Origin of the sequence: Actinoplanes sp. NPDC000266, assembly GCF_042899005.1 — a bacterium.
In the GTDB taxonomy this organism is placed as follows: Bacteria; Actinomycetota; Actinomycetes; order Mycobacteriales; family Micromonosporaceae; genus Actinoplanes.
Genome location: NZ_JBIAZI010000009.1, coordinates 183,609 through 194,992, shown reverse-complemented (window position 1 = coordinate 194,992; position 11,384 = coordinate 183,609). Strand labels below are relative to the sequence as shown.

General features: G+C 69.9%; 9 protein-coding genes. 3 read left to right on the top strand and 6 right to left on the bottom strand.

Translation table 11 applies throughout. The features are described 5' to 3' along the window. Positions 1-28: 28 nt before the first annotated feature. Positions 29-1,594: a DHA2 family efflux MFS transporter permease subunit gene (locus tag ACFY36_RS34030; RefSeq protein ID WP_499750015.1), complete on the bottom strand. Its 1,566-nt coding sequence runs from the start codon at positions 1,592-1,594 to the stop codon at positions 29-31. A gap of 210 nt (positions 1,595-1,804) precedes the next feature. Further along, complete coding sequence (locus ACFY36_RS34025) at positions 1,805-4,537, bottom strand: hypothetical protein (RefSeq protein WP_499750014.1); 2,733 nt, start codon at positions 4,535-4,537, stop codon at positions 1,805-1,807. 79 nt (positions 4,538-4,616) lie between these two features. Here ACFY36_RS34025 and ACFY36_RS34020 point away from each other — a divergent pair, with 79 nt between their 5' ends. Beyond that, complete coding sequence (locus tag ACFY36_RS34020) at positions 4,617-5,252, top strand: hypothetical protein (RefSeq protein WP_499750013.1); 636 nt, start codon at positions 4,617-4,619, stop codon at positions 5,250-5,252. On the opposite strand, the gene ACFY36_RS34015 is transcribed toward ACFY36_RS34020, so the two are convergent. Next, positions 5,171-7,276, bottom strand: coding sequence for an ATP-binding protein (locus tag ACFY36_RS34015; protein ID WP_499750012.1), 2,106 nt, complete (start codon positions 7,274-7,276; stop codon positions 5,171-5,173). The genes ACFY36_RS34020 and ACFY36_RS34015 overlap by 82 nt on opposite strands. Positions 7,277-7,442: 166 nt before the next feature. Here ACFY36_RS34015 and ACFY36_RS34010 point away from each other — a divergent pair, with 166 nt between their 5' ends. Both ACFY36_RS34010 and ACFY36_RS34005 read left to right on the top strand, forming a co-directional pair. Beyond that, positions 7,443-7,799 carry a carboxymuconolactone decarboxylase family protein gene (locus ACFY36_RS34010; protein WP_499750011.1) on the top strand — a complete coding sequence of 119 codons (357 nt, stop codon included), beginning with the start codon at positions 7,443-7,445 and terminating at the stop codon, positions 7,797-7,799. Next, positions 7,796-8,194 (top strand): iron chaperone, encoded by a 399-nt coding sequence (locus ACFY36_RS34005; protein WP_499750010.1) that lies wholly within the window; start codon positions 7,796-7,798, stop codon positions 8,192-8,194. The genes ACFY36_RS34010 and ACFY36_RS34005 overlap by 4 nt, the downstream gene beginning before the upstream one ends. Here ACFY36_RS34005 and ACFY36_RS34000 read toward each other — a convergent pair. The 3 genes from ACFY36_RS34000 to ACFY36_RS33990 all read right to left on the bottom strand — a co-directional run bounded on the left by ACFY36_RS34000 (position 8,184) and on the right by ACFY36_RS33990 (position 11,043). Further along, positions 8,184-9,782: a caspase, EACC1-associated type gene (locus ACFY36_RS34000; protein ID WP_499750009.1), complete on the bottom strand. Its 1,599-nt coding sequence runs from the start codon at positions 9,780-9,782 to the stop codon at positions 8,184-8,186. The genes ACFY36_RS34005 and ACFY36_RS34000 overlap by 11 nt on opposite strands. Next, positions 9,779-10,132: an effector-associated constant component EACC1 gene (locus ACFY36_RS33995; RefSeq protein WP_499750008.1), complete on the bottom strand. Its 354-nt coding sequence runs from the start codon at positions 10,130-10,132 to the stop codon at positions 9,779-9,781. Before ACFY36_RS33995 ends, ACFY36_RS34000 begins: the two co-directional genes overlap by 4 nt. A gap of 191 nt (positions 10,133-10,323) precedes the next feature. Then, on the bottom strand, positions 10,324-11,043 hold the full coding sequence (locus ACFY36_RS33990; protein WP_499750007.1) for an IucA/IucC family C-terminal-domain containing protein: 720 nt from the start codon (positions 11,041-11,043) through the stop codon (positions 10,324-10,326). Positions 11,044-11,384 lie beyond the last annotated feature (341 nt).

Sequence of the window (11,384 nt, the reverse complement as noted above, 5' to 3'; positions counted from 1 at the left end):
AACGGGGCTCGGGCCTTCTTAACGATCCTTAATGGATCAGAACGGGCGCGTCGACGGCACCTTCGCCGCTCTCGTCCTTCGTGATGCGCTTCTTCGGCAGGAACGCGATCGGGATCAGCGTGGCCACCGTCAACAGGAAGCCGACCCAGAACGTGGTGGCGAACGAGTCGGCCGCCCACTGAAGGCCGCGCTGGAAGATCTCCGGCGGCAGCGGGATCTGCGCGCCCTGCTGCACGGCGATGGCCGCGCCGGCCTCGGTGATCGGCTCACCGTTGTTCGGGTTGGTCAGGCCGGGGATCTCGGCCGAGCCGTTGAGCTGGCTGGTCAGGATCACCGACATGATCGCGGTGCCGATCGAGCCGCCGATCTGCTGGAGGATGTTGACCAGCGTGGAACCGCGGGCCACCTCGGAGTGCGACAGCGTCCGCAGCGCCGACGTCATGATCGGCATCATCGTGCCGCCCATGCCGAGGCCCATCACGAACAGCGAGCCGCACAGCAGCAGGTACGACGTGTCGGTGCCGACCTGGGTGAAGGTGAAGAAGCCGGCGGCGATCAGCGCCATCGCGAACGGCACCGTGCGGCCCACCGGGATCTTGTCGGCCAGCATGCCGGCGATCGGCATGGTCAGCATCGCGCCCAGGCCCTGCGGGGCCATGAGCAGACCGGCGTTGAGCGTCGACTCACCGCGCACCTGGAGGAAGTAGCTCGGGAAGAGCAGACCGGCGCCCATGAACGCGATGACGAAGACGAACAGCGACAGCGTCGCGATCGTCAGGCTGCGGTTGCGGAACAGCCGCAGGTCGAGCAGCGGGTGGCGCGGCTTGAACGAGTAGAAGACGAAGCCGATCACCAGCAGCGCGCCGACCAGCATGGTCACCCACACCTTGGTGGCGGTGATGGTGCCGGTCTCCGGGAGCGACGAGACGCCGTACAGGAAAAGCGCCAGACCCGGCGAGAGCATCAGCATGCCGACGAAGTCGAAGGACTCGGACGGGTGCGGCTCGTCCTTGGGCAACACGACGAACGCATAGACCAGCGCGGCCGCGCCGATCGGGATGTTGATCAGGAAGACCCAGTGCCAGCTCGCGATGTCGATCAGCCAGCCGCCGAGGATCGGGCCGCCGATCGGGCCGAGCAGCATCGGAACGCCCAGCACGGCCATCAGCCGGCCGATCCGATCCGGACCGGCCGCCCGGGTCATGATCGTCATGCCGATCGGCATCAGCATGCCGCCGCCGAGGCCCTGCAGCACGCGGTAGGCGACCAACTGCTCGATCGACCCGGCGGTAGCGCAGAGCGCCGAACCGAGCGTGAAGAGCAGCAGCGCCATCATGTAGAGCCGCTTGGTGCCGAACCGGTCGGCGGCCCAGCCGCTGAGCGGGATCACGGTGGCCAGGGCCAGCGTGTACCCCGTCATGGTCCACGCGACCTCGGCGTACGTCGCGTCGAACTCGGTCTGGAAGGTGGGCAGCGCGACGCTGACCACGGTGATGTCGAGAATCGACATGATCGCGCCGAGGACCACCACACCGGCGATCTTCAAAACGTGCGCGTCCAGTTTGTTGGGTGGCGCGGCGGCTTGTTCTGTCACGGGAACTCCAAAGGGCTTCCGGCATCGACGCGCCCGCAGGTCAGAAGGGCCGCGCGCGCTGAGCAGACGGCGATAGTTGCATTACACACCGATCGCTCGCATCAGGTTTTCAGCTTGTCAGCCTTCTGCCAGTCACCTGGGCGGGTGGCTGAGAACCTGCGGAAACGTCCCTGCTCAGCGTATTGATCAACCTGAGAGCCGTGTCGAACGTCACTTCGCCACAGTGACCGCTTTCGTGGTCGACCGGCCGTCGTTGTAGCCGGCCTTACGGGCGACGACCGTGACGGTGACCTTTTTGCCGCGCATGCCGGAGGTCAGCTTGAGCGTACGGACGGAGCCGTTCTGGATGAGCTTGCCGTTCAGCCGCCACTCGTAGCGGTACGAATCCGGCTTGAGATTCCAGGCGCCGGGGTCGGCGGTCAGCGTGCGGCCCACCTTCGCGGTACCGGTGATCTTCGGGAGCCGGACGGTCGGGGCCGGCGCGTGGCCCTTGGCCACGGCGGCGGTGGCGGCCGAGCCGGCCCGGGTCAGCGTGTAGCCCGGTCGGGCGGCGGCTACGACCACGGTGAGCCGCTTGCCGAGAAGCGAGGCCGGGATGACGTACGAGGCCCCGGTCGCCCCCTTGATCGCGACGCCGTTCGCCATCCACTGGTACGCGTAGGCGGTCGGCGCCGGCGTCCACGTGCCGGTGGTGAGCCGGACCGTGCCGCCGACCGCGACCGTGCCGGTGATCGTGGGCGCCTTGGTCGCGCGCATGGCCGGCGGCGCGGTGATCGTGAAGGCGGCGGCCCGCACGACCGGCTGCTGCCCGGAGCCGTACGGCCGGATCGTGATTGTCGCCTTGCCGAGCGCCGCGCCGGCCAGGTTCACGTCGACCGTCGTCCGCTTGCCGTCGAGCGCCGTGCTCAGGACCGTGCCGATGATCGTCTTGCCGCCGGCCGGCGTCACCTCGACGACGTCCTTCGCCCGCAGCTGGGCGCCGGTGAGGGTCAGGGTGCGTAGGCCGCCGGCGGCCACCGAGGCCGGCGCCACCGCGGTGACCGTGACGGCGGCCGGGGCGACGTCGAAGAAGTAGGACGCGATGCTCGACGCGTAGCCCTTGGCGTCGTAGCCGCGGACGTTGATCAGGTGCCGCCCGGTCGTGGCCGGCGTCCAGGCCGGCGTGGTGGCCTTGCCGTCATCGGTGAAGGAGGGCAGTTTGACGTACCCCGTGCTGTCGATGGAGTACTCGTAGCGGACCGTGCCCGGCAGTCGCGGGGTGAACGTGAAGGTGCCGGGCGCGAGCCGGCCCGTGCCGGTCGCCGGGAAGTCGGCCGACGTGATCCGGGGCGCGTCCGTGACCGTCCAGCTGTCGCCGCCGGTCTCGGTCACGGCGTTCCGGCTGTACGCGACGAAGGTGATGGTGTGGTTGCCCCGCTTGACCGGGGTGTACTGGAACCGGACGCTGCCATCGGCCTCCGGCGCGACGTTCTGTGCGACCGTCTCGTCGCCGTTGACCTGCACGACCCAGTTCACGACGCCGGGCATCCGGGTCCGGGCGGTGAAGGTGGCCACCTCACCCAGCGAGTCGCCGCCGGTGCGGGTGTTCGTCGGTGTCGCCGTGTCGACCCGGAGGGACTGGAATCGCGGCACGGACAGGGTGCCGTCGGCACTACGGCTCTGGATCCGCAGCCCGTCGATGTTGCGGTCGGCGAGGGTGGGGATCCAGGTGATCTCGGCGGTTCCGTCGGCGCGGGCCGGGACGGTGACCTTCTGGACGGGCCGCGGGAAGAGACCGCCGTCCTCGGGCCAATAGAGGTACGCCTCGACGTTCTCCGCCCGGGGCGCCGCCTCGAGCTTGACCGGCGTTCCCACGATCATCTCCCCGGACGGGCCGGTGACGATCGGGCCGTCGTCGACCACGAAGGAGTAGTCCCGCGACGGCGACTGCACCCCGTCGCGGCCCACGCCCCGGACGGTCAGGGTCTGCTCACCCGAGCGGGTTGGCGCGATCATCACGGTCGCCTTGCCGGACGCGTCGGCCGGCGCCGTCCCCGACGGCCCACCCTCGTCGATCGACCACTCGAACGACGCCGTGTCGCCTGCGGTGCCGCTGAACTGGAACTCGCCCGGCGTGCCGACGGTGAAGTCGAGCTTCGGGTAGGACTCGGGATAGTCGGCCGAAAAGATCGAGGGCCGGGTCTCCCGGACCCAGAACGCCCGGTCGGCGAACTGGGAGAGGTTTCCCGCGCGATCCACCGCGTAGACGGTGATCGAGTGGTAGCTCGCCACCTTCGGCGCCCAGGTGACGGTCAGTGGCGCTCCGAGCCGTTCGGCGGGAGCATCGACCCAGGGCCCGCCCTCCGGGGTCTCCCCGGCATAGAAACGGTACCGATAGGCGACGACATCGCCGGTGGTCGGCGTGAAGGTAAAGGTTCCGGGCACACCGATGGCGCCGCGCAGCGTGGTGTCGCCGTCCAAATATTCCGGCGACGTGACGACCGGCTCGGTGCCGCCCACCCGGTCGACCGTGAAGTAGCAGGTGTCGCTCCACCCCGAGGCGCCCGAGCCGTCGAGAAGACGCACCCGCCAGGCGTACGTGACGCCGTCGAGCTGCTTCCCTTCGTCCTCTAGCTGAACGTACGCCCCCTGGCCGCCCGCAACCGCACCGCGCAGCCATTGCTGGCGCTCGTCCGGCCGCGCGACATCCCAGACCTGGAAGTCGGCCTGTGCACCCTCGCCCGCCTCGGCGACGGCTCCGGTCAACACGACCGCCTGGGCGTCGTTGAGCCGCGCCGGGCTCAGGTAGGGCCCGGGGGCCTCGGAAGCGCAGCTCTGCCCCGCTGTCCGCAACCCGGTCGGCGCACCCACCGCCGCCTGCGCCGGCCCGGCACTCACGCCGACCGCCGTACCGCAGGCCAGCGCGCTGACCGCCGCCGAAGCCACCAACCGACGAACGCCCACGATGGACCCTCTCCCCCGATGTGAAGATCGACATCATAGAACGGAACCGTCCCGACGCAACGCCCCGGACAATGCGCGCATGTCGATGCATGAGATCGAGGATCTCGTTCACCTCTCGGTGGTGGCCCTGGACCGGCACCATCCGGCCGAGGACGGGCGGGTCCGGGACTGGCTCGTCGCTCTGTACGAGTTCCAGCGCGGGTTCGACTGCTCCCATACGCAGGGGCGGGTCGAGGACATCCTGATCCGGCGGAGGCACACCTACCGCTTTCCGGTCGGCGCGCATCCGGACCACGACGGGATCACCGAGTTCACCGAGCTGAGTGAGACCGGCGACGAATACGTGGACCCGCCCTGGCTCTACTGCGAGGCGGGCAGCGCGCTGTGGCGGCGGATGGTCGACGACGAGCCGCCGCGCGAGGTCAAGCTGATCGACCTGGTCGTGGCGGTGGCCGAGGCGGCGGAGGCGCAGGGCGACGCCGAGCTGATCGCCGGCTGGTACGCGCTCGGCCATCAGACGCTGGTGGGCGGGGCGGTGTTCTCGGTCGAAGATCTGGCCGAGATGCCGGCGGTGGCGGCGCTGCGCGCAATCGTGGTGCGGACCGGCGCGATGGCGGTGGAGCTGCCTTCCGGCTACCGGCCGTCGGAGGAGGAGTTGGAGATGCTGGACGACGAGCTCGAGACCTGGTGGTACGCCGTCTCGGTCTCGGCGTAACAGCGACGGCACTCGCGTTCGAGCTGCACCTCGGCCAGCGGGACCAGCAGCTCCAGCGCCCGCCGATGATGGTCGAGCGCCTGTTCGAACCGGCCGGTCATCCGGAGCACGACGCCGAGATAGTTCAGGCACCACGCCTGGTTGTGCACCAGGTGGTGGTGCTCGGCGAGCGCGAGCGCCTCCCGTACGGGAAGTTCGGAGACCGTGGCCACGCCCAGGGTGACCAGGCCGGTGATCCTGGCCGGCCCCTCGGCCCGGTCGATCGATGCCCGGGCCAGCTCGGCCGCCTCGCCGGACCGCCCGAGCCGCAGCGTCACCCAGCCGTCGAAGGCCAGCGCCTGGGACAGCCCACTGCGGTTTCCGGTCTCTTCGAAAAGTGCCGTGGCCTGCCGGAAGTCCGCTTGCGCGGCCTCAAAATCCTCGAGATCCCGGTGTACGAGTCCACGCCGCAACGCCAGAGCGGCGGCCTGAGCTTCATCGTGCGGAGCGACATCCCTGTACGCGGCCAGCGCTTCCGGCAGCCGCCCGGCCGCGGCGTGCGCCCACCCGAGATCCGAGAGCGACGAAGCCCGCAGCTCATCACGTCCGAGCCGCCCGGCGGCATCAGCGGCGGCGGCAAGCATGCGCGTCTGGTCGTCGGTGCCGCGATGACGGAAGAACCACGGCCGCAGAGCCTGCGGCAGCCCGGCGACGATCTCGTCCGCGCCCAGGCGCACGGCCGCGTCGAAGCAGGCGACCAGATTGCCGTATTCGAGGTCGAGCCACAGGAGGTCGTGCTCTTCCGCTTGGCTCAGATAGTGAACAAGCACCCGGAGCACCGCGTCGTCCGTGTCGTGCTCACCCTCGAGATCGGCCGCGTACTGACGGATCAGATCGTGCATGCGGTAGCGGCCGGGCCTGACCTCTTGGACGAGATGCGCGTCGACCAGTTCCTCCAGCGAAGCGCCGGCCGGCCGGCCGATCAGCGCGCCGGCCGCCGCCGCGTCGAAGTCGGCACCGGGCATCACGCCGAGCAGGCGGAATGTGCGGCGCTGGCCATCATCGAGCTGCCTCAACGACATGCCAAAGGCGGCATCGAACCGGCTGGCGGTGTCGCGCATACGCTCGGCCAGCACAGCGACCGTCCACCCGGGACGATGCCGGAGCCGGGCCCCGGCCATGCGCAGAGCCAGCGGCAGGCCGCCACACTGCACCAGCACCTGCCCGACCCCGTCCTCGTCACCGTCGCTCCGGCCGGACGCCTCCCGGTCACCGTCGCCTCGGCCGGATGCCCGGTCGAACAGGGCGGCTGCGGTCTTGTCGTCCAGCGGCGCCAGTGACACCGGGGGGACCCCGTCCAGGCTGATCAGCCGGTTGCGGCTGGTGATCAGCCCGGCCGAGCGGCCGGCGCCCGGCAGCAGGGGGCGCACCTGGTCGGCGTCGGCCGCATTGTCGAGCACCACGAGCGCGCGCCGCCGGGAGAGCTCCGAACGCCAGAGGGCGGCGGCGTCGGCCGGGACGTGGGCGATGTCGAGGGCGGCGAGGAGGCGTACGAGGGCGGTCTGTGTGTCCAAAGGTTCTTGACCAGGGGTGAAGCCCTGCAGGTCGAGGTAGAGGCCGCCGTCGGGAAACTTCGCGGCCAGTCGATGCGCCACGTGCACGGCCAGGCTGGTCTTGCCGACCCCGGCCATGCCGTCGACGGTGACCGCCCCGGCGGTCCGCAGCAGTTCCTCGACCCGCGCCGCCTCGGCTTCGCGCCCGGTGAAGTCGAACAGGTCGGCCGGCAGATCGTTGCGGCGGGGCGCCGGCGCCGCGTCCGCCTCACCCGCGGCCGCCCACAGCGCTCGCAACGGGCGCGGATCACGGCCGGCCACGCGGCAGAGCGCGACCACGGCCTCCCACGGCGGCACGAGCTGCCCGGTCAGATAGCGCGAAAGCGACGAGCTGCTCAACTCGGCCCGGCGAGCGAGCGCGCGCAGGCTGAGACCGCTCAGCTCCTTGATCGACGCGAGCTGGGCGACCAGCTTCTCCCGCGGCCCCGCCACGCGGAACACCGTATCGTCCCGGCCCACGCCAACGGATCACTTCCGCGTCTGCCCAGCTCAGAGCCTTGCGCCTGTCCCATGGTGTCCCACGGCAGGCGTGCGGCCCCGGCCGTCGGTGGTCGGATTGCACCTGTCAGCACGAGGAAGCACAAGGAAGGAGGCGGCAATGACAACCGAGCGGATGCCGAGCCCCACCGTCCTGATCCCGGAGGCCGCGGCGGCCCTGGCGGCGATCGGCAAGGCGGTCGACGCCGTCGGCCTGGACGACCGGCTGCTGGCCCTCATCCGCCGCCATGCCCGGGCCGCCCCGCTCGCCGAGAAAGACCCGCTCACCGAGGAGGACCGGGCCGTGCTGGCTCTGGCCTCCTGCGTGATCAGTCCGGGCTCCGATCCGGTGCCGGATCAGGTCTGGGACCTCGCCGCCAAGCATTTCGACCAGCGGGAGCTGGCCGCCCTTCTTCTCACGATCACCATCACGAATGCCCTCGACCACATCTCGTCAGCCATAAGGAGCAAGTCATGACCAGCTTCACCACCGCCGAGCGGGACGCCATCAAGGACCGTGCCAAGGAACTCAAGCGGGGCGCCAAGGCCGACACCGAGCCCGACGTCCTGGCCAAGATCGCCGAGATGGCCGACGCCGACCGCGAGCAGGCCGAACAGCTCCATGCCGTGATCAAGGCCAACGCGCCCGAGCTCACCCCGAAGCTCTGGTACGGCATGCCGGCCTACTACCGCGCCGGCAAGATGGTCTGCTTCTTCCAGAGCCGGGCCAAGTTCAAGACCCGCTACGCCACCCTCGGCTTCAGCGACCACGCCACCCTGGACGACGGCGACATGTGGCCGGTGTACTTCGCCCTCCTCGAGGTCAACGAGGAGAAGATCGTCGACCTGCTGAAGCGGGCGCTCACTTCTTGACCCCGGCTTTGCGCCAGTCGAATTTCGGCGGCCACAGCGTCTGATCGTCCGCTGTGGCCCCGGCGAACTGCGTCTTGGCGTCGATCTTGGCGATGCTCAGGTCGGCGCCCTCGAGGTGAGCGCCGCGGAAGTCGGCGCCTCTCAGGTCGGTGTAATAGAACTTCGTCCGGCGGTCCACGAGCGTCCTGAAGGTGGCGCCGCGCAGATTCGCCCCGGCCAGGATGGTGTAGGAGAACTCGGCCCCGTCGAAGTTGGCACCCTCGAACGAGACTCCCTTGCCGTTCATCTGCCACAGGTGGATGCCGGTGAGCGTCGCACCCTCGAAACGGGCCTGGGTGACATCGGCCTTGTACAACGTGGCCCAGTCCAGGTGGGCCGACCGGAAATCACCGGTCAGCCGGGCCACGCGAAAGTCGGCCTCGGCCATCATCAGGTTCGGGCAGGGCACGCCGCCGAGCTGGGTGAGCGCGTCCTGGACGTCCGGCGCGCGATAGCCGAGCGGGGGCAACTTCGGGTCGTTGTACGGCTCGACGCGCGGGAAGGGCAGGAGATCGACCACGAAGTTCTGGAGTGCCGCACAACCTTCCGGGAGGCTGGCCGGAGCCTTCCGCGCGAGGTCGCCGATGGCCGCGACGGTGGCCCGCCGCTCCTCGGTCGAGTGGCTTTCGTCCAGTTGTGCTCGGAGAGCCCGCATCGCCACGACGGACGACTGGGGTGAGTCGCCGGCGCGCCAGGGCTGCCAGATCAGCGCGACCACCGCGAACAACGCCATCGCGGCGGCGACGATCGCGGTCCACTGCCGGGCCCGGCCGGCCCGCCGTGGTGGCTCGTCGGCCCCGGGCGGGGTCCACCGGTTCCGGACGATGGCGATCCGGTGGCCGTCACCGCGGCTGCGCTGCTCCGGCGCCGGACCGCCCCGTGAGCTGATCCGGTCCGCCACCTGCCGGAACAGGGTCTCCATGCTCAGCGCCCGGGGGCCGTTCGGCACGCCCTGGCGGATCGCCTCCAGCAGCGTGCCGGTGAAGACCGTGTATCTGGCGCCCGGGCGGGCCAGGGCCGGGCGGGAATCCGTGGTCGCGGTCATCACGTAGGTGCCCTCGATCGCCGTCTGCCCGGCCACCTCCTCGAGCAGGTCGGCCATGCCCATGTCCGCGGCGCCGCTGTAGCAGCAGTCGAGGATCACGACCTTTTTCGAGGCGCGGACGTCCGGCGAGCGCAACTCGTCGCGGATGTCGTCGAACCCCACCGTCCGATACAGATTCCTCTGGTCGCCGCTGGGCAGCACGAGCCGCAACTCGCCGGACGGGCGCAGCCCGTGACCCGCGTAGTAGACCAGCAGTGTTCCCGACGTCGACCTCGCCGCCCGGTGCACGGCGTCGAGGACCTCGCCGACGCTCTCGGGGTTGAGCACGATGTCGCAGTTGGCGGCCGGCAGACCCCAGACCCCGGGATCCATCAGCAGGCCGGCCAGGTCTTTCACGTTGTTCGCGACCGCCGGGAGCGGATGCATCCGCTTGTAGTCGCTGACCCCGATGAGAACGGCCCGGGACGTCTTCGGATCAGGGAGAACCGCTTCGCCGGGCGTCACGTGGGCTCTTCGGGGTCCTGCCGCGCGCGCAGAAACTCCTCGATCTCCGCGGCTGTGCTCTCGGTGGCGCCCTCGATCTCGAGCTTCGCCCCGTCGGGCCGGGTGATCGTCAGCCGTTCCGGCTTCCGGCGATTGTTCACGAAGCCCACCACCGACATCGCCAGGCTCGAGATGGCCACGGCGTGGGTCAGCACGAGATCGAGGACCTCGAGTCCGCCCATGTACTTCGGACTTCCCCGTCCCACCACTTCGGCGGCCAGCTCACGGTCGGCCGTCAGCCACGCGTACAGGTCGTCGATCTCGGCGACGTCCGTTGAGGAGATCTGCGCCAGCAACTCGGTCCTCCACACTCGACCAGGGAGATCAAGCTACTTCTGCCCGGTGATCGCTGGAAGTAATCGTTCGGGTACTCGGCGCGGGCGGGATGGCCGATGAAAAGAGCGCGAGTGGGCAGGACAGCCCGGAAGCCGCGCGAGGAGGGTGACCAACGACGGCCCGGGCCCGTCGAAGCGGGGCCTTTCGTGGATCCGTACAAAATGGGTCAGCTCTTGATGCAGCAGCCCTTGCAGACCTTGGGTTTGGGCAGCGTGAAGGCGAGGCAGCAGGTCTTGCGCTGGACCTCGAGCTTGCCGGTGGGGCCGGGGACCAGGTCGATCAGGCCGTCGACGCCGAGTGCGCGGTGCAGCAGCTCGATGTTGTCGGCGGACGGGCCGGGGATGACGTCGGCCGAGCGGAGGATGGCCTGGGCCACGCCGGAGCTCAGGGAGCCGAGCAGGGTGCGCTTGCCGAGGCGGACCCGGTCGTGGATGGCGTCGAGCAGCGGGGTCAGGTGGCTGTCGAGGAGCGCGGCGCGCAGCTCGGCGAGCAGGGCGTCCTCGTCGGCCACGACACGGACCTGCGGGAGGCCGGCGATGGCGATCGGGTCGCCCGGAAGGACCGCGATGGGCGTTTCGGCGCGCAGGCCGAGGGTCACCAGCGGGCGTTCGTCGTTGAAGTGCACGAGGACGTTGTCGCCGGTGAGCAGCGGGACGCGGCGGGCCGAGGCCCAGCCGAGCACGGCCGGCAGGGCCAGCCAGTACGTGTACGCCTTCCAGGCCAGGGCGGCGGCGGCATGCGGCTGGGCGTTCCAGCGGCGGCGGGCCGAGTCGAGGAGAGTGTCGAGATTTTCGGTGGCGAGAGTGGCGGCGGGAGCCCAGCCGGCCGGGTCGGCGACGACCAGATCGGGGGCGAGGCCGGGGATCTCGGTGCTCGTGCCGAACATGGCACGAAGGGTCGCCGTCACCGGGGCGAGAGGGCGGGGTCTGGTGACAGTGCGTGTCACTCGGTGAAGCGCTGTGGTCACCGGGCGCTGCCCGTCCGCGGCGACAAACGGGGAGCTGTCACCGCATTCACCTCGCTAAATCGAGCGGTTGTCCGCGTGGGGCCTCGAGGGCCGAAACGGCCCCGTCATGACGACCCACCGTACACCTCTAAGGGTAGCCTAACCAAGCCGAACTTTCGGACTAATACCCACAGCAAGGGCGAGCTAACGTTCGGCACCCATGTTGCCGGATACGTCAAGGTATCTGTCGGCAACGCGCTAGTAGCGCGATGCGGACACGC

What these genes read in the sequence shown, in the direction of transcription:
- ACFY36_RS34010 (WP_499750011.1), top strand. Translation starts at nt 7,443, where the DNA reads ATGACAACCGAGCGGATGCCGAGCCCCACCGTCCTGATCCCGGAGGCC.
- ACFY36_RS34020 (WP_499750013.1), top strand. Translation starts at nt 4,617, where the DNA reads ATGTCGATGCATGAGATCGAGGATCTCGTTCACCTCTCGGTGGTGGCC.
- ACFY36_RS33990 (WP_499750007.1), bottom strand. Translation starts at nt 11,043, where the DNA reads ATGTTCGGCACGAGCACCGAGATCCCCGGCCTCGCCCCCGATCTGGTC.
- ACFY36_RS34005 (WP_499750010.1), top strand. Translation starts at nt 7,796, where the DNA reads ATGACCAGCTTCACCACCGCCGAGCGGGACGCCATCAAGGACCGTGCC.